A 24708-nucleotide genomic window follows, 5' to 3' on the forward strand; every position below is an offset into this window, starting at 1 on the left:
CGCCCCCCGGAGCCCCGCATCATGACCGTGCAGACGTCCACAGCCCAGGCCGCCCCCATAACTCCAACTGCCCCCACAGCTCCGGCCGCCGACGCCATCATCGCCGCCTGGCAGGGCCTGAACCTGATCGGCGGCGAGCGGCTTGCCGCCGCAGCGACCCTGCCGGTGATCGCGCCTGCCACCGGCGCAGAAATCGGCGTCACCGCCGCATCGGGCCCGGCCGAGGTCGATGCCGCCGTCGCGGCGGCCCGGGCGGCCTGGCCCGGCTGGGCGGCGATGCCGGCACGGGATCGCGGCCGCCGGGTCGCCGCCGCCGGCCGTGCCATCCTCGACGAGCTGGAGGATCTGGCCCGGGTGCTGGCGCTGGAAACCGGCAAGGCGATCCGCACCGAATGCCGCGGCGAGCTGCGCACCGCCGCCGACATCCTGGAATTCTATGGCGGGCTCGGATCGGAACTGAAGGGTGAGACCGTCCCCTTCAACCCGCGCATGCTGACCATGACCACCCGCGAGCCGCTGGGCGTCGTCGCCGCGATCCTGCCCTGGAACGTGCCGCTGGTGCTGATGATGCTGAAGATCGCGCCGGCCCTCGTCGCCGGCAACACGGTGGTGGTGAAGGCATCGGAAGAAGCCCCCTACGCCACCTTCGCCGCCGCCGCGATCCTTGCCCGCCATCTGCCGGCCGGCGTGGTCAACGTGGTCTCGGGCACCGGCGCCGTCTGCGGCGCGGCGCTCACCGCCCACCCCGATGTCGCCAAGATCACCTTCACCGGATCGGAAGCGGTCGGCCAGGCGGTCTACGAGGCCGGCGCCGCCCGCATCGTGCCGGTCAGCCTGGAGCTGGGCGGCAAGAGCCCGATGATCGTCTGCGCCGATGCCGATCTGGCCAAGGCTGTCGAGGGCGCGGTTTCGGGCATGCGATTCACCCGCCAGGGCCAGAGCTGCACCGCCTCCAGCCGGATCTATGTCCATCAGGACCTTTACGACGCCTTCCTGGGGGCGCTCACCGCCCGGCTCGACCAGCTGGTGATCGGCGATCCGCTCGACGAGGCGACCGATGTCGGCACGATCATTTCGGCGAGGCAGATGGCGACCATCCGCCGCTATCTGGATCTGGCCGAGGCCGATGGCGCCCGCGTCATCCGCTGCGGCCGTCTGCCGGAAGATCCGGCCCTTGATCCTGCGCTGTTCATGCAGCCCACCCTGCTCACCGACATCGCCGATGATCACCCCTGCGTGCAGGAAGAGATCTTCGGTCCCGTGGCGGTGATCCAGCCCTGGGCCGATTACGACGCGGTGATCGCCCGCGCCAATGCCACTCATTACGGGCTTGCGGCCACGGTCTGGACTGCCTCGCTCTCGACCGCGCTCGATGCCACACAGCGCATCGATGCCGGCTATGTGCAGGTGAACCAGAACCTGACCATCCAGCCCAACGTCTCCTATGGCGGCTTCGGCCGCTCGGGGCTCGGCAAGGAGGCCTCGCTGGAGGCGATGCTGGAGCACTTCACCCGCAAGAAGACCATCGTCATCAATTTCGACTGAGCCGGAGCCGGATGTCGGGCACCCTTCTTATCGTCGTTCCGGCCGTCTTCGCGGCGGCCATCCTTCGCGGGATCACCGGCTTCGGCTTCGCGCTGGCCGCCGTGCCGCTGATGAGTCTGGCCGTTCCCCCCGCCCAGGCCGTCGCGGTGGCGCTGCTGCTGCAAAGCTTCGTCGGCCTGCGCGACGTGGTGGCGCTCAGGGCCGATACCGACCATCGCACCCTCGCCTTCCTGTCGCTGGGCGCGGTTCTGGGCACCATGCCCGGCATCTGGCTGCTCGACCGGTTGAGCCCGGATGTGATGCGCATCGTGATCGCCGGCGTGGTGATGCTCGGCCTGGCCGTGCTGATCGGCCGCCCCCAGGGGCTGCTGCGCCCGGGCCGCGGCAGCGCGGTCGGCGCCGGCCTGGTGGCCGGCCTGTTCTCGGGCCTCGCCGCCATGCCGGGGCCGCCGGCGATCGCGTATTTCCTCGGCACCGCCACCCCGGCGAAACGGGTGCGCGCCTCGCTGATGGTCTTCTTCTTCTTCACCTCGCTCATGGCTCTGCCGGGCCTCGCCCTGGCCGGCCAGCTGCATCGCGACCAGGTGATCGCAGCCCTGGTGGCGCTGCCGGCGCTGCTCGTCGGCACCTGGGCCGGCGGCCGGGTCTTCGCCCGGTTGAGCGAGGGCAATTACCGCCGCGCCGCGATCGGCCTGCTTGCGATCACGGCCGGCATCTCCGCCTTGCGGGGGCTGAACGGTCTGCCCTGACCGCGGCCCTCCCGACCACACACCAGACGACCACGAGACAGACGACCCAAAAACAAGACCAGAGCTGACAGAGAGGCCGAAACGGCCAGATCGACCTGACAAGAACGGGGGACGGCATCACATGCTGAACAGACTGAAGCAGTTCACGCTCGCGGCCGCGGTCGCACTCGCCCTCGGGGCAACGGCACTCGGCGGGACAGGTGCGCAGGCAGCACCCGAAGACGGCGGCACGCTGGTGGTCGGCACCACCCAGGTGCCGCGCCATTTCAACGGCGCCATTCAGTCCGGCCAGGCGACGGCGCTTGCCTCGACCCAGATCTTCGCCAGCCCGCTGCGCTATGACGCCAACTGGACCCCTCAGCCCTATCTGGCCAAAAGCTGGGAGGTGGCGGCCGACGGCCTGTCGGTGACGCTGCATCTGGTGGAGGGTGCCACCTTCCATGACGGCCAGCCGATCACGTCGGAAGACGTGAAATTCTCGATCATGACGATCAAGAAGAACCACCCCTTCACCACCATGCTGGCGCCGGTCACCGACGTCGAGACGCCGGACCCGCAGACCGCGGTCATCAAACTCGCCCATCCGCATCCGGCGTTGCTGCTGGCGATGTCGCCGGCGCTGATGCCGATCCTGCCCGAACACGTCTATGGCCAGGGCGACATCCAGTCCAACCCCGCCAACCTGAAGCCGGTCGGCTCGGGCCCCTTCATGTTCGAGGAATACAAGCAGGGCGAATACTATAAGCTGAAGAAGAATCCGAACTTCTTCATCAAGGGCCGCCCCTATCTGGACGAGGTGATCGTCCAGATCATCGGCGACCCGACCAGCATGGTGCTGTCGATGCGCCGGGGTGATCTGGACCTGGTGCCCTATGTCTCGGCCGTCCGCGACATCCAGATGCTGCAGAAGACCGAGGGGCTGACCGTCTCGGACAAGGGCTCCGACGGCTTCGGCGCGCTCAACTGGCTGGCCTTCAACACGAAGAAGCCGCCCTTCGACAACCCGGATGTGCGCCGCGCCATCGGCTATGCCATCGACAAGAAATTCATCCTGGAGCGCCTGCTCGGCGGCGTCGCCCAGCGGGCCTATGGGCCGATCGTGCCCTCCTCGCCGCTCGCCACCGATCAGGTCGAGCACTACGACCTCGATCTCGCCAAGGCGAAAGAGCTGCTCGACAAGGCCGGCCTCAAGCCCGGTGCCGATGGCGTGCGCCTGAAGATGACCGCCGACTACATCCCCGGCTTCACCGATCAGGGCCGCAACATCGTTGAATATCTGCGCACCCAGCTCCGCCAGGTCGGCATCGAGGTCGAAGTCCGTAACTCGCCCGACTTCCCGACCTGGGCACAGCGCATCTCGAACTATGATTTCGACGTCACCGAAGACAACGTCTACAACTGGGGCGACCCGGTCATCGGCGTGAACCGCACCTATCTGTCGTCGAACATCCGCAAGGGTGTGATCTGGTCCAACACCCAGCAGTACAGCAACCCGGAAGTCGACCGCATTCTGGAACAGGCCGGCCAGGAGATGGATCCGGCGAAGCGCGCGGCGCTCTATGCCGAGTTCCAGAAGATCGTCGTCGACGACGCGCCGATCCTGTTCCTGAACGTCACGCCGTTCAACACGGTCTACAAATCCAACCTGAAGAACCCGCCGCTCACCATCTGGGGTGCCGCCTCGCCCATGGACGAGGTCTACTGGGACAAGAAGTAACCGTCTCTGCCGGCGCGTGGGTGGTGCGGCCTGCCCGGGCCGCATCCACCCCCATCCATTCCCCCGCGCCCGCCCGTCCCACCCGATCCACGAGCCGGGGCACGACATGAAACGCCTGCTTCCCCTTTTCAGCCGCCTGGCATCGACCCTCGGCCTGCTGCTGGCGGTGGTGGTGCTGAACTTCCTGCTGATCCAGATGGCGCCGGGTGATCCGGTCTCGGTCATCGTCGGCGAGATGGGCGGCGCCTCGGAAGAGCTGATCGCCCGCATGCGGGCGGAATACGGGCTCGACCAGCCGCTGCACGTCCAGCTCGGGGTCTATGTCTGGAAGATCCTCCACGGCGATTTCGGCTTCTCCTATTATTTCAAGGAACCGGTGCTGTCGCTGATCCTCCAGCGGCTGCCGGCCACCATCCTGCTGGTGGTGACGGCACTTGCGGTCGCGGTGCTGGTCGGCACCCTGCTCGGCATCTTCTCCGCCCGCCGGCCGCGCGGCCCGCTCAACTATCTGGTGACGCTGGTCTCTCTCGCCGGGTATTCGGCGCCGGTGTTCTGGACCGGGCTGATGCTGGTCATCCTGTTCTCGTCGATCCTGCCGCTGTTCCCGGTCTCAGGCATGGCCGATGTCCGCGGCGCCGAAACCTTCCTCGGCAGCGTGGCCGATGTCGCCCACCATCTGGTGCTGCCGGCGGTGACGCTCGCCTCGATCTACATCGCGATCTATTCCCGGCTGTCGCGCGCCACCATGCTCGACGTGCTGGGGGCCGATTACATCCGCACCGCCCGCGCCAAAGGGTTGAGCGAGCGTCGCGTGGTCTATGGCCATGCGCTGCGCAATGCGCTGATCCCGGTGGTGACCATGGTCGGGCTGCAATTCGGCCAGCTCTTCGCCGGCGCCGTGCTGGTCGAGACGGTGTTCAACTGGCCGGGCCTCGGCCGGCTCGCCTTCGAAAGCATCCTGCGCCGCGACTACCCAACCCTGCTCGGGATCCTGTTCTTCTCGGCGATCCTGGTGGTGGTGGCCAACATCCTCACCGACATCGCCTATGGCCTCGTCGATCCGCGCATCCGCACCCGCAAGCCCGCTGCCGCGCGCAAGCCCAAAGCCACCGGAGCCCCGCGATGACCGACCAGACCGCCACCGCCGCAGGCGTCACCGCGCCCGCCGCCGACCCGGCCCTGGACGCACCGCGCCCGGTGCATCCGGCCGTCGAGTTCTTCCGCGCCTTCGCCCGCAACCAGTCGGCCATCCTCGGCATTCTGCTGCTGGCCCTGGTGCTGCTTGCAACCTTCCTCGGGCCGGTTCTCTACCCGGTCGATCCCTATTCGATGGTCGACGTGCCCTTCACCCCGCCTTTGGGCGACTACGCGCCCTTCGGCACCGATTATCTGGGCCGCGACATCCTGGCCGGCATCATCGCCGGCGGCCGGGCGACGCTTGCGGTCGGCGGCACCGCCGCCGCCATCTCGGTGGGGATCGGCATTCTGATCGGCTCGCTCGCCGGCTATTTCGGCGGCGTCATGGATGCGGCGCTGATGAAGGTGACGGAATTCTTCCAGATCCTGCCGCCGCTGCTGCTGGCCATGGTACTGGTCACCATCTTCGGCGCCTCGCTGCCGATCATCACCGTCGCGATCGGCGCGGTCGCCTGGCCGCAGGTGGCCCGCCTTGCCCGGGCGGAATTCCTGCGCATCCGCAAGCTCGACTATGTCGCCGCCGCCCGCACCTCGGGCGCCCGCGACGCCTATCTGATCTTCCGGGTGATCCTGCCGGGGGCCCTGCCGCCGCTGGTGGTGGCGGCGGGCCTTGCCGTCGGCACCGCCATCCTGTTCGAAGCGGGGTTGAGCTTCCTGGGGCTCGGCGATCCCAACACCATGTCCTGGGGGCTGATCATCGGCCAGAACCGCAACTACCTGCTTGATGCCTGGTGGACCGTCACCCTGCCGGGTGTGGCGATCTTCATCACCGTCCTGGCGATCAGCCTGGTCGGCGACGGCATCAATGATGCGCTGAACCCCAAGCTGAGGAAGCGGTGATGGCCGATCCGATCCTCTCCATCCGCGATCTGAAGGTCGAGGTCGACATCGGCGGCCGGTCGCTCTCGGTCCTCGACGGGGTCTCGCTCGACCTTTATGCCGGGCGCACGCTGGCCGTGGTCGGAGAAAGCGGCTGCGGCAAGTCGATGACCGCACTCGCCACCATGGGTCTGCTGCCCGAACGTTTCGCCGTCACCGGCGGCGAGATCCTGTTTGACGGCGAAGACCTGACCCGCCTTGCCGCCCCGCGGCTGCGCCAGCTGCGCGGCAACGCCATCTCGATGATCTTTCAGGAGCCGATGACCTCGCTCAACCCGGTGATGACCGTGGGACGGCAGATCGCCGAAGTGGTCGAACTGCACCAGGGCCGCAGCCGGGCGGAAGCGCGCGAGATCGCGCTGGAAATGCTGCGCGCGGTCCACATCCCCGGCCCCGAACAGCGGCTCGACGCCTATCCGCACGAGCTGTCGGGCGGCATGCGCCAGCGGGTGATGATCGCCATCGCGCTGGCCTGCCGGCCACGGGTGATCATCGCCGACGAGCCGACCACTGCGCTCGACGTCACCGTCCAGGCGCAGATCTTCAGGCTGCTGCGCGAACTCCAGATGGACACCGGCACCGCCATCCTGCTGATCACCCATGATCTGGGGGCGGTCGCCGACATGGCCGACGAGGTCGCGGTGCTCTATGCCGGCAAATGCGTCGAGCGCGGCCCGGTCGATGCCATCCTGGGCGCGCCCTCGCATCCCTATACCCGCGGCCTGATGTCCTGCACGCCACGGCTCCGCCTGGGGGCCGCCGCCCTTCAGCCGGACCCGCGCGGCCTGGGCGAGATCCCGGGCATGGTGCCGCCGCTCGGCCGCTTCCCGCGTGCCTGCCGCTTCGGTCCGCGCTGCGGCCTGGCCGATGCCCGCTGCCATGCCGAGGCGCCGCCGCTGGTGCCGACCGGCCCCGCCCATACGGCACTCTGCTGGCACGTCCCCCCCCATTCCGCGGAGGCGCGGCCATGAGCCTGTTTTCGGTCGAAGACCTCAAGGTCCATTTTCCCCTGCCCTCGGGCAAGACCGTGCATGCGGTCGACGGGGTCAGCTTCCAGGTCGCAGAGGGGGAATGCTTCGGCATCGTCGGCGAAAGCGGCTCGGGCAAATCCACCACCGCCCGCGCCCTGATGCGTCTGGTCGATCCGGTCGAGGGTCACATCCGCCTCGACGGCCATGATCTCGGCACCGCCGCGGGCGAGGCGCTGCGCCGGCTCCGCCCGATGATCCAGATGGTGTTTCAGGACCCGTTCTCGTCGCTGAACCCGCGGCTGCGCGCCGGGGCCGCCGTGCGCGAGCCGCTGGACCTGATGAATCTGGGCGCGAAATCCGACCGCGACGCCCGGGTCGACGCCATGTTCCGGCAGGTGGGGCTGCACCCCGATGCCCGCCGGCTGTTCCCGCACCAGTTCTCGGGCGGCCAGCGCCAGCGGCTGTGCATCGCGCGGGCCATGGTCACCAGCCCGAAACTGGTGGTCTGCGACGAGCCGGTCTCGGCGCTGGACGTCGCCATCCAGGCCCAGATCCTGAACCTGCTCAAGGGCCTGCAGCGCGATCGCGGCCTCACTTACGTCTTCATCTCGCACGATCTGGCGGTGGTGCAGCACATCTGCACCCGGGTGGCGGTGATGTATCTGGGCGAATTCGTCGAACAGGCCCCGACCGGCCGGCTCTTCGCCAGTGCCCGCCATCCCTATACCTGGTCGCTGATGGCCTCGGCGCTGTCGCCGGAACGTCATGCCGGCGGGGCGCCTGCGGACCGCTTCACCATCACCGGCGAACCGCCGAGCCCGATCGACCCGCCCCCGGGCTGCCGCTTCGCCGGCCGCTGCCCCTTCGCCACCGACCGCTGCCGCACCGAAAAACCGGCCCTGCGCCGCTTCCCCGACGACCACCAGGTCGCCTGCCACTATGCCGGAGAGCTGGAACCGCCGATCCCGGAACTCAGGGCGGCGTGAGATGCGGGGGCAGCCGACCGTCAGATGATCGACGGTGCCGCCCCCGGCTGATCCTCAACCGTTGCGATACTGGAAGCTGTAGGCGTTGATCGCCGGTACCCCGCCCAGATGGGCATAGAGCACATTGGCGCCCTTCGGGATCCGGCCGCTGCGGATCAGATCGATCATCCCCTGCATGGATTTGCCCTCATAGACCGGGTCGGTGATCATGCCCTCGGTGCGGGCCGCCAGCCGGATCGCGTCATTGGTCCCGGCCGAGGGCACGCCATAGGACGGGTAGGCATAGCCGCGCTCCAGCACCACGTCGTCGGCCGTGATCGGCCGGCCCAGCCCGACCAGATCGGCGGTGCGCTCTGCGATCCGCAGGATCTGGGCATGGGTCTCGTCGGGGGTGGCGGAGGCGTCGATGCCGATCACCTGTTGCGCACGGCCGTCGGCGGCGAAACCCACCACCATGCCGGCCTGGGTGCTGCCGGTCACCGAACAGACGATGACATGGTCGAAGTGCACGCCCAGCTCGCGTTCCTGCGCTCGCACCTCTTCGGCAAAGCCCACGAAGCCCAGCCCGCCCAGGCGATGATCCGACGCCCCGGCCGGGATGGCATAGGGCCGGCCGCCGCGGCGGCGGACATCGTCGAGCGCCTGTTCCCAGCTTTCCTTGAACGAGATGCCGAAGCCGGCATCGACCAGCTCGACCTCCGCGCCCATGATCCGGCTCATCAGGATATTGCCGACCCGGTCATAGACCGCATCGTGATAATCGACCCAGTTTTCCTGCACCAGCCGGCAGCGCAGCCCCAACTTCGCCGCCACCGCCGCCACCTGGCGGGTGTGGTTGGACTGGATGCCGCCGATGGTGACCAGCGTGTCGGCCCCCTGGGCCAGGGCCTCGGGCACCAGATATTCCAGCTTGCGCAGCTTGTTGCCGCCGAAGGCCAGGCCCGAATTGCAGTCCTCGCGCTTGGCCCAGATGGTGACGTGCCCGCCCAGCGCCGCCGACAGCCGGTCCAGCCGCTCGATCGGGGTCGGGCCGAAGGTCAGGCGATGGCGCGCGAAACGATCCAGATGCATGGTCGCAACCTCCCTCGAAAGTTGTGGGCGGCTCCCTCCGTCCACCCTGGAATCCTGTTGCGGGCCCAAGCTTCAGGCAAATGCGTTATCGGGCCACATTCTCGAAGAATTGGTCTCGATCTCGACAATTTATTGCGCCTGATTGCATCATTTACGGTAATCACGCAGTTTTTCTGCGTCAGCCGAAGGGGCCCGACATGGAAGAGGATCACAGCCTGGACCGCATCGACCGCAACATCCTGCGCCAGTTGCAGCGCGATGCGGATCTGCCGAACACCGCGCTGGCCCAGAGGGTCCATCTCAGTGCCACCGCCTGCCTGCGCCGGGTGGAAAAGCTGAAGGCGCGCGGTATCATTCGCCGCACGGTCGCCATGATCGATCCGGAAGCGGTCGACATGACAACGCTGGTTTTCGTCGGCGTGGTGCTCGACCGCTCCACCCCCGAAAGCTTCGAAGATTTCGAAACCGCAGCCCGCAGCCTCAGCGGCTGCCTGGAATGCCATCTGGTGGCGGGCGAGGTGGACTATTTCCTCCTGCTCCGCACCCGCGACCTCGCCCGCTTCAACAAGTTGCACGCTGGCGAAATTATCAAACTTCCTGGCGTGCGCCAGATCCGCACCTTTTTCGTGCTGAAAGAAATCCTGTCGACCACCGAACTGCCCGTGTGAGGGGGCGGTCTGACGGGGGCTCAGCCTCGCCGCGCCTCTTCAGCCACCGGCACCACCGCCTGGCCCACCGGTCCGTCCTTCTCCGTACCGGTGATCAGCCGGGCACCGCGCTGCAGGGTCAGATAATCCCACAGCCATTTGAACGCCACGGCGATGCGATAGCGCAGCCCGACCAGGAAATAGACATGGGCGATGCCCCAGAACGCCCAGCCGGTGAAGCCGGTCAGCTTCAGCCCGCCGCGTTTCACCACCGCCGATCGCCGGCCGACGGTCGCCAGATCGCCCTCATGACGATAGGCGAAGGGGCCGGGCACGGCCGTCCCGGTCACTCGGGCGCGGATCACCCGCGCCACATAATCGCCCATCTGCTTGGCGGCCGGCGCAATACCCGGCACCGGCCGGCCCTCGGGGCCGGTGACGGCGGCGGTGTCGCCGATCGCAAAGATCTCGGGGTGCCCCGGCACGCTCAGATCGGGGCCGACCTGGATCCGTCCGGCGCGATCGCGCGGTGCCTCGATCCATCTGCCGGCGGGGGAAGCGACCACGCCCGCGCCCCAGATGATGGTCGAGGCCGGAATCCGCCCGCCCTCGATCGCGCTGCCCGCGGCCGGCGTCACGCCCTCGGCCAGGGCCACCGACACGCCATCCATGTCGCAGGCGGTGACCCGCACACCCGTCGCCACCTCGACGCCCATGCTGTCCAGCGAGCGCCGGGCATAATCCGACAGATCCTCGGGGAAGGCGGGCAGGATGCGCGGCCCGGCCTCGACCAGCACGATGCGGGCGGCGCGCGGATCGACCAGCCGGAAATCCGGCGGCAGCACCTTGCGGGCGATCTCGACGATGGCGCCCGCCATCTCCACGCCGGTCGGGCCGCCGCCCACCACCACGAAGGTCAGCAGCCGGCGCCGCTCGTCATCCGACCGCGCCATCTCGGCCCGCTCGAAGGCGAGCAGGATCCGCCGCCGGATGGTGGTCGCATCCTCGATCCGCTTCAGCCCCGGTGCCGCCCCCGCCCAGTCGTCATGGCCGAAATAGGAATGGGTGGCGCCCGTGGCCAGGATCAGCTGGTCATAGGGAATGCGCGCCGCCCCGGCCCGCAGCTCGCGCCGCGCGGTGTCGACGCCGTCCACCTCGGCCATCAGCACCGTGGCATTGGCCTGCCGGCGCAGGATGGCGCGGATCGGCCAGGCGATGTCGGCGGGCGACAGGGTCGCGGTCGCCACCTGATACAGCAGCGGCTGAAACAGGTGGTGGTTCTGCCGGTCGACGACGATCACCTCCACCGGCGCTCCGTCCAGCGCCTTCGCCGCCTGCAATCCGCCGAAGCCGGCACCTGCGATCACCACCCGCGGCCGCCGTCCATTGGCCCGAACCTCGCCGGGCGCCGGAACACGATCCGAAGCGGTGGTCACCTCGGGCGGATGAAGATCGGCCATGATCCGGCTCCTGCTGCTGTGGCGCACTATCATATGGGCAGACATCCCCCCATCCGCCACCCGAACCACGCCCCGGACCCGCGGGTTCCCCCTGCCCGGGCCCCCCGCGCATATCCCCCTTGCAAGCCACCCCACCCCCGGGCGATCATCCCTCCCTCAGCCCCGATCTCCGCGAACCCCAAGCACACGTAAAAACCCCGGGAGGTTCGCACGCCAGATTCCCCTTATCTTTCAAACACCTGCATTTTGCAGTGACGTCACACACATACCACCGCATATCTCGCCCCGAGGTTCGCGCAAATCGGCTTTTTTCCGACGCTGAATCAGGATATTAAAAGGGGGTGAGTCGCACCCCTTGCGGGTGCGTGGATTGAAACACCTTCGACGCGGTGTATGACGCGCCATCGACAGGTCGCACCCCTTGCGGGTGCGTGGATTGAAACTCGATGACGACCGAGTGGAGTGCCCCGGGTGCCTCGTCGCACCCCTTGCGGGTGCGTGGATTGAAACCGCGGCGATCCCCGCCAGCCCGCCGGGGTGTGCGTCGCACCCCTTGCGGGTGCGTGGATTGAAACCGAAAAAATCGAAACAAACCGCTTTACAGGGAGGTCGCACCCCTTGCGGGTGCGTGGATTGAAACCGCGGTGCTCGGTGCCGACACGCTCGGCATCGAGGTCGCACCCCTTGCGGGTGCGTGGATTGAAACCGCAGATGCCCGCACCGTTTTGATTTGTAATACGGTTGCACCCCTTGCGGGTGCGTGGATTAGTAACAAAGCGCCGATCGACCGCTCCGGGACGCATGGACATCGCCGGATCAGGAGGTAGGAGATGGCCACCACCAGCAGAATCTCCATCACTCTCGCACCGGAACTGACCGACGCCGTTCATGCCGCAGTCTCCTCCGGAGAGTATGCGACCGCGGCCGATGTCGTGCAGGATGCCGTGCGGGAATGGAAGGAGCGGCGCGACCTGCCGGGCTACACGGTCGAAGAGCTGCGTGCAGCCGTGCAAGAGGGGCTTGAGAGCGGCCGCAGCACGCTTGCGACCATGGCGGAGGTCAAAGCCGAGGCACGGCGTCGGTTCCGGGCACCGGCCCCGACCATGCGGCCCCCACAACGCTGAGGCGGCCCACCCCAAAGAAAAACCGCCGGAGAGTCCCCTCCCCGGCGGCATTCCGTCCGTTCCTGGCCGTCCGCCCCGTCCGCTCACCCGGCCCGAAGCTGCCGGGTCACCGCGCCGACATTTTCCGACACGTCGCCCACATCGCGGGCGACCTGAGTGATGCTGGCGGAAATCTCGCGCGCGGCCGCGTCCTGCTGGGCCACCGCCGAGGCGATCGAGGCCGAGATGGTCTGAACCTCGCCGATGGCGGCCGAGATCGCGTGGATCGCGTCCACCGTGCGGGCAGCCTCGCGCTGGACCGAGGCGATCTGTTCGACGATTTCGTCGGTGGCCGAGGCGGTCTGCTGGGCGAGGTTCTTCACCTCGCCGGCCACCACCGCGAAGCCCTTGCCGGCCTCGCCGGCGCGGGCGGCCTCGATGGTGGCGTTCAGCGCCAGAAGATTGGTCTGGCTGGCGATGTTGTTGATCAGCTTGATGACCACGCCGATCCGCTCGCCGGCCGCAACCAGGGCCTGCACCGTCTCGTTGGTGCGCGTCGCCTCGTTCGCCGCGGTGGCCGACGCATTGGCGGCCGCGCTGGAACGGGCGGCGATTTCGCCCACCGAGGCCGAAAGTTCCTCGGTCGCCGTCGCCACGACCTGGGTGTTGGCGGTCGCCCGATCGGCCGAGCTGCCGACCCGGGCCGAGAGCGTGTCGGCGATGTCGTGGATGCCCTTGCGGCGATTGGCCTCGGCGCGCTCGTTCTCAAGCTCCGCCAGCTTCTGGGCATGGATGTCGATCAGAGAGCCGCAGGCACGCAGCGGGTTGCCCTTGGCGTCGCGGGCCACGCCGCCGATCGCCTTGAACCACCGGTAACTGCCGTCCTTCATCTTCAACCGATAGGCGACGTCATAGCCGGTGCGGCCGCTGCGATCGTTCAGGCAGGCACCGAAGGCGTCGAAAGTCGCTGCGGTGTCCTCGGGATGGATACGGTCGGACCAGGCGTTCACCTTGTCGGGGAAGCCGGTCAGATCGTCGGACCCGAAGCCCACCAGGCGACGGAATTCGCCCGAAAAACGCCACTGTGCCTTCGGATGCATGGCGTCGCCCTCGTAGAGCAGGGCATCCCAAAGACCGATACCGGCATGGCGCGCCAGCAGGGCCATGCGCTCGACATCGACCTTCTGGTCATGCACGTCGATCAGCGAGCCGCAGGCGCGCAGCGGGTTGCCCTGGGCGTCGCGGGCGACACCGCCCACGGCACGGAACCAGCGCCAGTTGCCGTCCTTCATCTTCAGCCGGTAGGTGACGTCATAGCCGGTGCGGCCGCTCTTGTCGTTCAGGCAGGCGGCGAATGCCTCGAAGGTATAGCCGGAATCCTCCGGATGCAGCCGGTCGGACCAGGACTGGACCTTGTCGGGGAAACCCTGCCGGTCGCCATGGGCAAAGCCCACCAGCCGGCGGAACTCGTCCGAGAAGTGCCACGAGGCCTTGGCATGCATCGCGTCGCCCTGATAGAGCACCGCGTCCCACAAGCCGACGCCTGCATACCGGCCGAGGAGTTCCATCTGACGGGCCGCTTCTCCGTCGGCCCCCTGCATACCGTCATTCTTCCGCCAGAACATGATGCGCGCCTGTTGATGGTGTGAACCTGCGCAGCATCTTCATGTGCGGGCGATGAAGAATACGTTAAGGGTGGGAACTTGCGACGAAGCGCCGCAACGCCTGCAGAATATTCAGGAAAGCTGTCCTATCTTGTCCGGATACGTGATTTTCTCTCGCTGGTTTCTTATGATAAACAGTCTTCGCGTTCAGTGCCCGCCGATGAACGCCGCCAGCTCCGGCGTACGCTGTGCAGCGAACAGTTCGGCAGGCGCACCACGCTCGTGAATCCGGCCCTGATGCATGAACACCAACTCGTCGCAGACTTCGCGGGCGAAGCGCATCTCGTGGGTGACCATCACCAGGGTCATGCCCTCTTCGGCCAGACGGCGCACCACCGCCAGCACCTCGGCCACAAGCTCAGGATCGAGCGCCGAGGTGATCTCGTCGCAGAGCAGCACTCTGGGCCGCATCGCCAGCGCCCGGGCGATCGCCACGCGCTGCTGCTGGCCGCCCGACAGCTGATCGGGCGTGTGATCGAAGCGGTCGGCGAGGCCCACCTTGGCCAGCATCTCGCGCGCCACCGCCTCGGCCTCGGCCGTGCCCATCTTCTTCACCACCTTCAGCGACAGCATCACATTGCCGCCGGCCGAGAGATGCGGGAACAGGTTGAACTGCTGGAAGACCATGCCGACCTTCAGCCGCAGCGCCTTCAGCTCCCGCTCGCTTTCACGGCCGTCGGCGCGTTCGCCGTCCACCGTCACCACGCCGTCGGTCGGCCGTTCCAGGCCGTTGATGATCCGCAGCAAGGTGCTCTTGCCCGATCCGCTGCGGCCGATCAGCGCCACCACCCGGCCCTCTTCGACCGAGAGATCGACCCCCTTCAGCACCTCGACCAGGCCGAAACTCTTGCGGATACCGGCCAGTTCGACCAGCGGCCGCATCTGATCAGCGGGCGACATGGAGCCTCCTTTCCAGCCGGCGGGCGGCGAATGACAGCGGGTAGCAGAGCGCGAAATAGATCAGCGCCACGAAACCATAAACGGTGAAGGGTTCGAAGGTGGCATTGGCGATCATCGTCCCGGCCTTGGCCAGTTCCACGAAACCGATGATCGAGGTCAGCGCCGTCCCCTTGACCACCTGAACCGAGAAGCCGACCGTCGGCGGCACCGCGATCCGCATCGCCTGGGGCAGGATCACCCAGCGCATGCGCTCCACATAAGACATGGCCAGGGCCTGGGCGGCCTCGGACTGGCCCTTGGGCACCGCCTCCACGCAGCCGCGCCAGATCTCGGCCAGGAAGGCGCCGGTGAACAGCACCAGCGACACGATCGCCGCCGTCCAGGCCGAGACCTCGATCCCCGCCAGCGGCAGGCCGAAGAAGATCAGGAACAGCTGCATCAGCAGCGGCGTGCCCTGGAAGGCTTCGACATAACCGCGCGCCAGCATCACCGGCAGGCGCCGGCCCGAGACCAGGGCGAACAGCGCCACCAGCCCGACCACGGCACCGCCGGCAAAGGCGATCACCGACAGCACCACGGTCCAGAGCGCGGCATCGATCAGGTTGCGCAGGATGTCGAGCGTACCGAACTCAACCATGGACCGCACCTCCGGTGGCGGGCGCAGCCCGGCCGGCGCTCAGGGCCGCACGGCGTGATGCCCTGTAGAGCAGCCGGTCGCCCAGCCGGCGCAGGATCATCCGGGTCAGGATGGCGAGGGCCAGATAGATCGCGGTCGCCGCCAGATAGGCCTCGAAAGCGCGGAAGCTGCGCGACTGGATGAAATTGGCGGCGAAGCTCAACTCTTCGGCCGCGATCTGCGAGCAGACCGACGAGCCCAGCATCACGATGACGATCTGGCTGGACAGCGCCGGCCAGATCTTGCGCAGCGCCGGCACCAGCACGACATGGCGGAAGCATTCCGCCCGGGTCATGCCCAGGCTCGCCGCCGCCTCCCACTGCCCCCTGGGTACGGCCTGAATGCCGGCGCGGATGATCTCGGCCGAATAGGCGCCGAGATTGACCACCATGGCGATCATCGCCGCCTCCACCTCGCCCAGCCGCACACCCGCCGCGGGCAGGCCGAAGAAGATGAAGAACAGCTGCACGATGAACGGCGTGTTGCGGATCAGCTCGACATAGGCGGCCACGATCCCCGCCGCCACCGGTATCCGCTCCGATCGCGCCCAGGCACACAGAATGCCCAGAAACACGCCGAAAATGCCGCCGACCAGGATCAGCTCCACCGTCAGCACCACCCCGCGGAGCAGCACGTCGGAATAGGTCAGGATCGGCGTAAAATCAAACTGATAGGCCATGGACGACCCCTTCCGGGAACGGTGGGCCGATGGGGAGACCGCATGGCGCGGGGCAAGGGGGCGGCCCCTTGCCCCGCCGGCCGCCTCAGAGATCCGCCGGCAGCGGTGCGCCCAGCCAGGTTTCCGAAATCTTCGACAGCCGGCCGTCGGCCTTGGCGGCGGCGATGATCTCGTTCACCTTTGCAACCAGTGCCGCCTCTCCCTTCGCGACGCCGATATAGCAGGGCGAGTTCTTGATCAGGAACTTGGGCTCCGGCCGGGTGCGCGGGTTGCGCTCCAGAATGGCGGCCGCAACCACATTGCCGGTCGCCACCAGCTCCACCTGCCCCGACAGGAAGGCCTGGATGGTACCGTTATTGTCCTCGTAACGGCGGATGGTAGCCTCGGCGGGGGCGATCTTGGTGAGTTCCAGATCCTCGATCGCACCGCGGGTGACACCCACCGTATGGCCGGCCAGATCGGCGGCGCCCGCGATCTTCAGATCGGCCGGGCCGAAAACGCCGTTGTAGAACGGCGCATAGGCATTGGTGAAGTCGATCACCGCCTCGCGCTCCGGGTTCTTGCCCAGGCTGGAGATCACCAGATCGACCTTGTCGGTGGTCAGGTACGGGATGCGGTTGGCGCTGGTCACCGGCACCAGCTCGGTCTTCACCCCCAGCGCATCGCCGATCAGCCGGGCCATGTCGACATCATAGCCGCGCGGCGCCATGTCGGGGCCGACGGAGCCGAAGGGCGGGAAATCCTGCGGGACCGCCACGCGCAGCACCCCCGCCTTCTGAATGGCATCCAGCCCCGCCGCCTCGGCCGTGATGCCGAAGCCGCCGGCGGCCGCCACCAGCACGGCAGCCGCCATCGCCCCCAGCACGCTGCGCCGCCGCAACCCGGTTCCGATCCGCCTGATCATCGCCATTCCCCGCACTCCCCGCTTGTTGACGCCTCGCCCTGATCGCCCGGCCCCGACCCCCGGTCGGGACGGCCGGATCCGGCACATCCCGCGGCCCCCTGTTGCCGCTGCTCATGTTTTAAGCGTGCCCATTGTTTAAGCATGAGTCAACGCCGTTTTTTGCCTTACCCCAGCATGCCACCCCTGGCATCCGCTTGCAAACCCATAGAAATCCGGCCATGCTTCCGGAAATCCAGCCGGTCCAACTGGTCTGACCGGTCTAGCCGAAGGAGCCGGATTTGGCCGGAGACAGCGTCCCCGAATACGTTGCCGAGCGCCTGCAGCGCATGATCCTGGCGGGTGAGCTTGCCCCCGGCGAGGCGCTGCCGGCCCAGCGCACGCTTGCCGAACGTCTGGGTGTCAGCCGTACATCGCTCAGGGAAGCGCTGACCGTGCTCGAAACCCTGGGCCTGGTGCGGGTGCGGGCCGGCAAGGGCGTCTTCGTCTCAGACCCGTCCGCCGACGACACCGCCCCGGGGCCGCGTGGCGACCGCTACACCCATGCCGCCCGGGTCTATCAGCTGCGGCTGGCGATCGAGCCCTTCGTCTCGGGGCTGGTCGCGATCACCGCCGCCGATGCCGAAATCGACCGGCTGGCCGAGACGGTGGCCGAGATGCGCGCGGCGCTTGCCGAGGGCGATCTGGTACGCGCCGCCCAGGCGGACGGGGACTTCCACCAGCGGTTACTGGTCGCGGCCGGCAACCCGCTCTTCCCGGCGGCGATGCGCCCGGCCGGGCCGATGCTGGCCGAAACCCGGCGCATTCCCTTCGCCAACCGCGAAAGCGTGCGCGCGCCGCTGGACGAACATGAACGCATCCTGGCGCAGATCCGTGCCCGCAGCCCGCAGGGCGCGCGCGATGCCATGCACCGCCACATCCTGTCCGCCGCCAGCCGCGCCGGTGTCGGCGTGCTGCGGCCCTGATCGTGCTTTCAGCCCCCATGAACGAAACGGACATCAGATCCATGCCGAGCTTTGCCCCCACCGCCGCCGTCAACCTCGCCTCCCGCGCGCTGGGTGCGCGCACGCTCAGCTGTTCCGACCAGTTCTTCGGGGCGCTGGAGCGGCTGATCGACGATGCCGCCCCGGTCTTCATCCCCGGCAGATACGACGAGGCCGGCAAGTGGATGGATGGCTGGGAAACCCGCCGCCGGCGCGATGACGGCCATGACTGGTGCGTGCTGGCGCTGGCCGCCCCCGGCTGGATCGACGCGATCGAGATCGACACCCGCCATTTCACCGGCAACTATCCCGCCGCCGCCGGTCTGTGGGCGCTGGCCGCAGCCGACCTGGCCGAGACCCCCGCTGCCGATGATCCGCGCTGGCAGCCGATCCTGGCCCCCGTGCCGCTTCAGGGCGATGCCCCCAACGCCTTCCTGCCCGATCCGGCGGTGCGCACGGCGGAGGGGCAGCCCTGGACACATCTGAAGCTCGACATCTTCCCTGATGGCGGGGTTGCGCGGCTGCGCATTCTGGGCCGCCCGGCCGGCCTGCCGGCGCCGCGCGCCGACGGGCTGGTGGAGCTGTCCTCGGCCCTGGGCGGCGCCCGGGTGATCGCCTGGAACGATGCTCATTACGGCGACCCGCGCAACCTGCTGCTGCCCGGCCTTGCGCCACGCATGGAGGATGGCTGGGAAACCCGGCGGCGGCGCGAACCCGGCCACGACTGGTGCATCATTCGTCTGGCGACGCCGGGCAGGGTTGCATTTATCGAAATCGACACGCGTGAGTTCAAGGGTAATTATCCCGACACCTGCTCGGTTCAGGGCGTGATGGCGCCCGATGCCGCGGATGCGGCCACCGTGCCGCAAAGCCTGTTCTGGGCAGAGATCCTGACCTCCCGCAAGCTCGGACCAGATGCGCCGCACGGCTTTACGCCCGATGCGGATCGCGTGGTGTCCCACATCCGCTTCAACATCTTCCCCGACGGCGGCGTCAACCGGCTGCGCATCTTCGGTGTGCCCGGCGCCATGGAGTGAGCGTCCAGATGCAGGCTTATCCCCGCACCATCTTAAGGCCGCGGCACCTGACCCGCGCGGCCTTCGCCCCCTTCGGCGAGGTTCTCGACGCCGCCGATCCCGGCCGCGCGCCGATCGCGATCAATGGCGGCACGACGCTGCGCTATGATCAGCTCGCGCGGGTGGAGACGGATGACGAGGGCTATGGTGCGATCAGCCTGTTTCAGGCCCATGAAGCGGTCTCGCTGCCGCTGGTGATCGAGGTGATGGAACGTCACCCCCTCGGCAGCCAGGCCTTCATGCCGCTCACCCGCTGCCGCTTCGTAATCGTGGTGGCGCCGGCCGCCAGCCGCCAGCCCGATCCGGCAAACATGCAGGCCTTCGTCACCGACGGCCGCCAGGGCGTCAGCTATCGCCGCGGCACCTGGCACCTGCCGCTCACGGTGCTGGACATGGCCCATCTTCTGGTCGTCGACCGCAAGGGCCCCGGCTGCAACCTCAACGAACACGTCTTCGCCCCCGGCACCGGCCCGCTGCTGCTGCCGCAGGAGGTTTGACGCCTCCCGCGGGCTCGGCGCCAGGGGGCACCACAATAGTCAAAGGCCCTTCATTGTAATTAACTTGAAGAATATGATCTAATATTCTTAAATAAATCCTCGCAATTTGAGGTAAATTTCCAATTCAAGAGGAAATCGTTCGTTCGGCCAGCTGGATATAAGTTGCTTTTCATAAAGTATCTGACACGCACGCACATAGGCCATCTGGTCGAATGCACAGAGGCTGCGCGCCATCCAAGCCATCACGGTATCAAGTAAGCTGAGGCGGCCGTCCACAGTTTCTCGCACAAACGGGTACATTACAAAGGCAGACTCGTTGGAGGGTGGCTCGACCCCCTCTTCGACGAGAGTAAGAAGATCACCTTTGGAAATTCGTCTTATTCTATGATTCAAATAGCCAAGCTCATGTACAACACTCGATCTTGTGTAGTATATAGTTTTTCGTTTATTTTCGATAAATCGACGAGTGACGATATCCTTGGTTAATAGAACGATTGCGTAGGTAGCTTCATTGAGGGCCTGATAAATTGCATCCGGGATCCTCTCACCGACCTCCGCCATGACATACTTCGGCTGCACGGTAAAGGAGACCTCACTCAAGCCTTCATCAGTTGAAGCTGATTTTGAGAATACACGGCTAATGAAATCGTGGATGTCTTGTGCCACCTGATTGGGCTTCTTCCAGCCAATTGAGCTAACCTCCCAACTACAGGCGATAAATACCTGCGCATCTTGACTGAGACCATCATGAATGCGGACTGAATTTCTGAAGAAATGCTTCGAAAGATGCTTAACAGACGCCCGCAATCCGGGAGAACTCGTACGAGAATCAATCAGGCGGAACTTGTCTCGATGATCGACATTCTCCGGTGGGCGGATTTTTCCCTTATCTACTGCATCACCATACAATAAAGTTGCAGCATGATACCAAATATACTCAAAATCCTGACTCAATGTTTTGAAATACCCTTCCCTCTTTGCTTCCTGCTCGAGATTCTGCACGCAAATCACAGGTAATTGGCTAGCAACTGCCGGCCACATGTTCTCCAACTTAGAATATGTATATATATCATAATATATACACCGATTTAGAAACACGCCTCGATAGTTGAGCGGGACAGGCGTGAAACGCAGTTCAATCTGATTGTAAGTGAGGCTTACTTGACTCCGACGAATACGCTCACGCAGATAATCAAATTGCTGCAACGTTTTACTCTGGAACTGCACGAACATTTCCTGATGCTCGCCGTTTGTGGTCCCAAAATCGAGCTCGCCAAATTCGACATCGTCTCGATCGAAGATGTCCCAGACCGGCTTCTGCTGCTCTTTCTCTCGCATCATCAACCGCATCGCATAATCTGAAAAGGGGTAAGCTAGTATAAACCGGAGGGATAATGAGATTTTCCTACGGTTCAATTCAACAATCGCATTCATGAGCTTGTCAAATTCGTCGAGAAAGGCCTGAGAGGCTCTGTGGGCCTTGTCTCCATAACCTATGACGGGCTTGAAGAAGGTGGAGCAGGAAACCCCCATGGAGGCGATCCGGATCTGGCCCTTGCAATCGTCGCGGCCCTGTACTGCCACCACCTCGTCAGAGGCTAGCCGTAACCTTTCAGTCATATGCTCGAAATATTCCGGGGCAAACCTACTCTTGAAAAAAATAGGATTTTCATCAATCAACTTTGCTCCCCCCCCAACCTCCGCAAAATTCTATAGAGATAGAAGCCCTTGCGGTCATTTTGATCACCCCAGTACTAAGCTACCAGGGACCTTAAGCACCCGGCTGGCCATCTGCGCCGCACGCGACAACGTCTCGCCGAGAGGCTTGTTGTTGATCGCACCAACAAAAAAAACACCGGCAGCAGCATCCCCCGCCCCAGATGTGTTCACAATGTCCTCCGATCGGACGGGCACAGCGTCCGCCGCAGCGCTTACATTCCTCCAGTTTGCAACCATCCCCCCCTCACCCATTGTCAGCAATGAAAAGGGAACAAAATGCCGTATCGGGTGACTGGAAAAACCGAAATGCGTAAGATAAGATTCAGACACATCAGGCATCAATGTACGATATTCAGCCAAGTTACCCGCAATCGCGAAGATACGGCCCATGCGGATATGGTCGAGAAGCCGGCGCAAGGTTCTTCCCACCAAGATCACATGATTGCCCAGCGACAATGCTATCCGGAAGCGACGCGCTTCGATGCACCGGTGGAGCATCTCGGCGAGATCACCCTGCTGAAGCTCATACGCATCAACAATCAGTAAATCAGGTGCCAGTGCGTCAAGATCCATTCCCGCGCTCGATCTCGATACTCCCGGATAAAATAATAGAATTTTTTCGGGGTTCCTCGTCCCAGCGACGACTAGCCCAGTGGGATTAACACCTTCGAGCAGAGGGCTGGAATGCATTATTCCCATGGCGCAGATTTCGCGAGCGAAAAAGCTAGCAACGGGAGTCAGCACACCGCCTCGTAACGCCAGGACGGACACATAGGTCGCGACACAGCGGATGGCAGGTTCAAGCGCAGCAAGCATCGATAGAGTGCTTCCACCCGCAACCGCCGTGAAATGTGTCTGTGGTACCGTGAGCAGCTCTTCAAAATTAAGGACATCAAGCTCAGCGAGCAATCTCTCAAAATTGTCCTCAGAGACAATCTCGCGCCACTCACCTGCAACTACGCCCGCAGTCTGGCAAAACCGTGTAAACCGAGCATCGGCTAAGGTCATGCTGATATCTACAAGACTCGGACCGACTGCCACAACTTTACGCATTATTATAACCTCGCATCGTCGCGATCGACCAAGCAGTTGTCACGAAAGACCGTTAGGCCCTTCACACCACAGCGATAGGCATCACGAAAAAGCTCAAACACGGCATCCACGGTACAGTTCTGATCGAGGTTGATGGTTTTCGAAATGCCGTCGTCGAGAAAAGATTGAAATCTAGCTTGAACCATCAAATGAAATAGAGGCTTGATGTCCTGTGCCAGCGAGACAAACGGCAATTTCCGCAGTCGATCATCATACCTATTTTCATCATCGTCTTTATCTTGCACCAATTTCAGATCTCGAAATACCTTAAACAGCATGCCGTCTCGATCACGCAATGAAATATACGGCTCCAAACTCTTCGAAATACCAGCGATCTCACTGCTCGTACCGCTGGGAGGCATTGAGGTCGTCGACGCGTTGCGCACACCGTAGCGCATGATATCGTCAATCAGCGCATTCCACTGATCGCGGTCGATCCGGAGTAATTTGCCCTCAAGCTTGCGGGCCACCCAGGAGCGATCCCGAAACCGGCTTTCCGCAATGGCTGGAAAAGCACCGCGTTCTGCCGCCAGTGCCACTGAAGCGCGCTTCGTATGAAAGTCGAGCACTTCGGCGATCTCGGCGGCCAAAATCGCGGTCGCGTGGCTGTCATAAGGTAAATGTAGGTGCAGCAGAAGATCGGCGAATCCCGTGATGCCAATACCGATGCGCCGTTTCTGTGCGACCAGGGGAAGCGCATCGCTGCGGCCACGCACGGTCACTTCGGTCACCGCATCAAGCATGCGCACAAGAAGAGCGGCAACTTCTCCCAGCAATGCCATATCCAGCGCATCGCCCCGTACGAGATTACTAACGTTAATGTAGCTGAAATGACATGCATCGCCCTGCGCCATTGCCAGCTCCGCACAAGGAGCAGTACTGACATAGGGCCATTGCGGAGTCGGATTGTCACGTTCGAGGCGATCACGGAACAACACACCCGGATCCCCGCAATAATGCGCCGAGACTGCGATCTCACGGAGCAAATCGCGCGCCGATAATATCTCGACCACATTTCCGGAGCAGTCACGCAACTCCCAAGCCTTATCGACCTCGACCGCCTGAAAAAATGCATCTGAAGCCAACATTGAGATGTTGAGCCGCCATTCAGCAAAATCGACGTTGCGCTTGGCCCGCAGGAACGCCCTGATACGTGGATGATCGTCACGCAAGGTCGCCATGCCCGCCGCGGGGCGCTTATTTGCAGCCCGCAATTCGTGGTCCACTGCGACAAGGTGGGCATTGAGCTGCGGCAAGCATAAGTCGGGCCAAGCAAGCTCCGACAAGTCGAAGCCAACGCCGGTTGCCTCGGCCAGCAACGCTGCCGACGTGCGCAGCAATTCCGAGTCCGGCTCAAGTTGGCTGTCACAACGCGGGCGCAATACAGTACAAGCCGCCGCGGAAGATATCTCTTGTGCGACATTCTGTAGAAGCGGCGTCCCCAACACCACTATGCCCTCGTGAATCAACGTTTCAAGCCGTGCGCCGAAGTCGGCTGTGTCCGCGCCGCCCAGCTCAGCATCGATTTGGCATAGTTTGTCTATGAGACGGCGAAACGCGCCAGCGACGCTTTGCCCCGGGATCAGTAGGCCGCGGTTTTCCATGATGAGGCGAGTTCGGCTGCCGAAAGCACTATCGAGATCAACCATCTTCGCGCCCCCGCCAACGATGCCCTACGGCCCCTCAGTTGAAGCAAAAAGAATACGCCCCTTACGTCGACCGCGCCAGTTCGACCCAGTGTGGTTCCGACAGAATGGTTCCAGCGAAAATTCCGTCGAGCGCCACGGCGACGCGCGGCACCATGTTCTTGGGCAACTGGTCTATGTCAAACCATCTAATATCGTCACATTTATGCAGTTCACAGTTCGATATTTCGCCGGAAAAAATCGACGCTTTAAAGTAAAAATCAATCCGCTCTTGCCCTGGAGCATCTCCCGGCTCAGGCGGTGTATGTACAACGTGAATCAACTGTAGTGCCTCTTGAGCGATAAAAATACCTATCTCCTCTTCCGCCTCGCGCGCAATCGCACGGCTCAGCGGTTCACCACCGTCGAGGTGACCGGCAACTAAGCTATAATAGCCGTCCATATAACCGGTACCTGCTCGACGGAGCATCAGCAGGCGCTTTCCTTCCATCAACACGAGATAAACCGCCGGAATGATCTGATGCCGAAAGGTCATGGGGAGGTAGACCTG

General features: G+C 64.7%; 23 protein-coding genes and 1 CRISPR repeat array. Of the genes, 12 read left to right on the plus strand and 11 right to left on the minus strand.

Translation table 11 applies throughout. The features are described 5' to 3' along the window. Window positions 1-21 precede the first annotated feature (21 nt). The 7 genes from TMO_RS26025 (at window position 22) to TMO_RS26055 (ending at window position 8044) form a co-directional block, all read left to right on the plus strand. Entirely contained in the window at window positions 22-1545 is a 1524-nt protein-coding gene (locus TMO_RS26025; protein WP_014748047.1) for an aldehyde dehydrogenase family protein, read from the plus strand. Window positions 1546-1556: 11 nt separating this feature from the next. Continuing rightward, entirely contained in the window at window positions 1557-2294 is a 738-nt protein-coding gene (locus tag TMO_RS26030) for a sulfite exporter TauE/SafE family protein (protein WP_014748048.1), read from the plus strand. A 121-nt stretch (window positions 2295-2415) separates the two neighbouring features. Further along, window positions 2416-4011, plus strand: coding sequence for an ABC transporter substrate-binding protein (locus TMO_RS26035; RefSeq protein WP_014748049.1), 1596 nt, complete (start codon window positions 2416-2418; stop codon window positions 4009-4011). Between the two features lie 106 nt (window positions 4012-4117). Continuing rightward, window positions 4118-5137 carry an ABC transporter permease gene (locus TMO_RS26040; protein ID WP_014748050.1) on the plus strand — a complete coding sequence of 340 codons (1020 nt, stop codon included), beginning with the start codon at window positions 4118-4120 and terminating at the stop codon, window positions 5135-5137. Next, complete coding sequence (locus TMO_RS26045) at window positions 5134-6048, plus strand: ABC transporter permease (protein ID WP_014748051.1); 915 nt, start codon at window positions 5134-5136, stop codon at window positions 6046-6048. The genes TMO_RS26040 and TMO_RS26045 overlap by 4 nt, the downstream gene beginning before the upstream one ends. After that, window positions 6048-7058: an ABC transporter ATP-binding protein gene (locus tag TMO_RS26050; protein WP_014748052.1), complete on the plus strand. Its 1011-nt coding sequence runs from the start codon at window positions 6048-6050 to the stop codon at window positions 7056-7058. The genes TMO_RS26045 and TMO_RS26050 overlap by 1 nt, the downstream gene beginning before the upstream one ends. After that, window positions 7055-8044, plus strand: a complete 990-nt coding sequence (locus TMO_RS26055) for an ABC transporter ATP-binding protein (protein ID WP_014748053.1) — start codon at window positions 7055-7057, stop codon at window positions 8042-8044. Before TMO_RS26050 ends, TMO_RS26055 begins: the two co-directional genes overlap by 4 nt. Window positions 8045-8098: 54 nt before the next feature. Here the strand turns inward: TMO_RS26055 and TMO_RS26060 are convergent, their stop codons facing one another. After that, on the minus strand, window positions 8099-9115 hold the full coding sequence (locus TMO_RS26060) for a 1-aminocyclopropane-1-carboxylate deaminase (RefSeq protein ID WP_014748054.1): 1017 nt from the start codon (window positions 9113-9115) through the stop codon (window positions 8099-8101). A 197-nt stretch (window positions 9116-9312) separates the two neighbouring features. On the opposite strand from TMO_RS26060, the gene TMO_RS26065 reads away from it, so the two are divergent. After that, window positions 9313-9783: an Lrp/AsnC family transcriptional regulator gene (locus TMO_RS26065; protein ID WP_014748055.1), complete on the plus strand. Its 471-nt coding sequence runs from the start codon at window positions 9313-9315 to the stop codon at window positions 9781-9783. Window positions 9784-9803: 20 nt separating this feature from the next. Here the strand turns inward: TMO_RS26065 and TMO_RS26070 are convergent, their stop codons facing one another. After that, entirely contained in the window at window positions 9804-11222 is a 1419-nt protein-coding gene (locus tag TMO_RS26070) for an NAD(P)/FAD-dependent oxidoreductase (protein WP_014748056.1), read from the minus strand. Between the two features lie 345 nt (window positions 11223-11567). Beyond that, window positions 11568-11994: a CRISPR direct-repeat array (repeat unit 32 nt; unit sequence GTCGCACCCCTTGCGGGTGCGTGGATTGAAAC). A 58-nt stretch (window positions 11995-12052) separates the two neighbouring features. Here TMO_RS26070 and TMO_RS26075 point away from each other — a divergent pair. Continuing rightward, complete coding sequence (locus tag TMO_RS26075) at window positions 12053-12346, plus strand: type II toxin-antitoxin system ParD family antitoxin (RefSeq protein ID WP_014748058.1); 294 nt, start codon at window positions 12053-12055, stop codon at window positions 12344-12346. A gap of 83 nt (window positions 12347-12429) precedes the next feature. On the opposite strand, the gene TMO_RS32985 is transcribed toward TMO_RS26075, so the two are convergent. From TMO_RS32985 to TMO_RS26100, 5 genes are all read right to left on the minus strand, one after another. After that, window positions 12430-13893 (minus strand): PAS domain-containing methyl-accepting chemotaxis protein, encoded by a 1464-nt coding sequence (locus tag TMO_RS32985; protein WP_372026495.1) that lies wholly within the window; start codon window positions 13891-13893, stop codon window positions 12430-12432. Window positions 13894-14136: 243 nt separating this feature from the next. Next, window positions 14137-14889: an amino acid ABC transporter ATP-binding protein gene (locus TMO_RS26085; protein WP_014748060.1), complete on the minus strand. Its 753-nt coding sequence runs from the start codon at window positions 14887-14889 to the stop codon at window positions 14137-14139. Further along, entirely contained in the window at window positions 14876-15526 is a 651-nt protein-coding gene (locus tag TMO_RS26090) for an amino acid ABC transporter permease (RefSeq protein ID WP_014748061.1), read from the minus strand. The genes TMO_RS26085 and TMO_RS26090 overlap by 14 nt, the downstream gene beginning before the upstream one ends. Next, the gene (locus TMO_RS26095; RefSeq protein ID WP_014748062.1) at window positions 15519-16244 is read right to left on the minus strand and encodes an amino acid ABC transporter permease; all 726 of its coding nucleotides are present in this window, start codon (window positions 16242-16244) and stop codon (window positions 15519-15521) included. Before TMO_RS26095 ends, TMO_RS26090 begins: the two co-directional genes overlap by 8 nt. Before the next feature lie 85 nt (window positions 16245-16329). Next, complete coding sequence (locus TMO_RS26100; RefSeq protein ID WP_416069015.1) at window positions 16330-17148, minus strand: transporter substrate-binding domain-containing protein; 819 nt, start codon at window positions 17146-17148, stop codon at window positions 16330-16332. Window positions 17149-17426: 278 nt separating this feature from the next. Here TMO_RS26100 and TMO_RS26105 point away from each other — a divergent pair, with 278 nt between their 5' ends. The 3 genes from TMO_RS26105 to TMO_RS26115 are packed head-to-tail and all read left to right on the plus strand — an operon-like array spanning window position 17427 to window position 19701. Further along, window positions 17427-18110, plus strand: a complete 684-nt coding sequence (locus tag TMO_RS26105; RefSeq protein ID WP_014748064.1) for a FadR/GntR family transcriptional regulator — start codon at window positions 17427-17429, stop codon at window positions 18108-18110. A 41-nt stretch (window positions 18111-18151) separates the two neighbouring features. Continuing rightward, complete coding sequence (alc, locus tag TMO_RS26110; RefSeq protein ID WP_014748065.1) at window positions 18152-19165, plus strand: allantoicase; 1014 nt, start codon at window positions 18152-18154, stop codon at window positions 19163-19165. 8 nt (window positions 19166-19173) lie between these two features. Continuing rightward, window positions 19174-19701 carry an ureidoglycolate lyase gene (locus TMO_RS26115; protein WP_014748066.1) on the plus strand — a complete coding sequence of 176 codons (528 nt, stop codon included), beginning with the start codon at window positions 19174-19176 and terminating at the stop codon, window positions 19699-19701. 87 nt (window positions 19702-19788) lie between these two features. Here the strand turns inward: TMO_RS26115 and TMO_RS30935 are convergent, their stop codons facing one another. The 4 genes from TMO_RS30935 to TMO_RS26125 form a co-directional block, all read right to left on the minus strand. After that, the gene (locus TMO_RS30935) at window positions 19789-21381 is read right to left on the minus strand and encodes a hypothetical protein (RefSeq protein WP_014748067.1); all 1593 of its coding nucleotides are present in this window, start codon (window positions 21379-21381) and stop codon (window positions 19789-19791) included. Window positions 21382-21444: 63 nt separating this feature from the next. Beyond that, window positions 21445-22473, minus strand: coding sequence for a PfkB family carbohydrate kinase (locus tag TMO_RS30940; protein WP_145978448.1), 1029 nt, complete (start codon window positions 22471-22473; stop codon window positions 21445-21447). Window positions 22474-22475: 2 nt separating this feature from the next. Continuing rightward, window positions 22476-24161 carry a hypothetical protein gene (locus TMO_RS26120; RefSeq protein ID WP_041607614.1) on the minus strand — a complete coding sequence of 562 codons (1686 nt, stop codon included), beginning with the start codon at window positions 24159-24161 and terminating at the stop codon, window positions 22476-22478. Between the two features lie 61 nt (window positions 24162-24222). Further along, the gene (locus TMO_RS26125; RefSeq protein ID WP_041607879.1) at window positions 24223-24693 is read right to left on the minus strand and encodes an NUDIX hydrolase; all 471 of its coding nucleotides are present in this window, start codon (window positions 24691-24693) and stop codon (window positions 24223-24225) included. Window positions 24694-24708 lie beyond the last annotated feature (15 nt).

The sequence above is a fragment of the Tistrella mobilis KA081020-065 genome, assembly GCF_000264455.2.
Classification (GTDB): domain Bacteria; phylum Pseudomonadota; class Alphaproteobacteria; order Tistrellales; family Tistrellaceae; genus Tistrella; species Tistrella mobilis.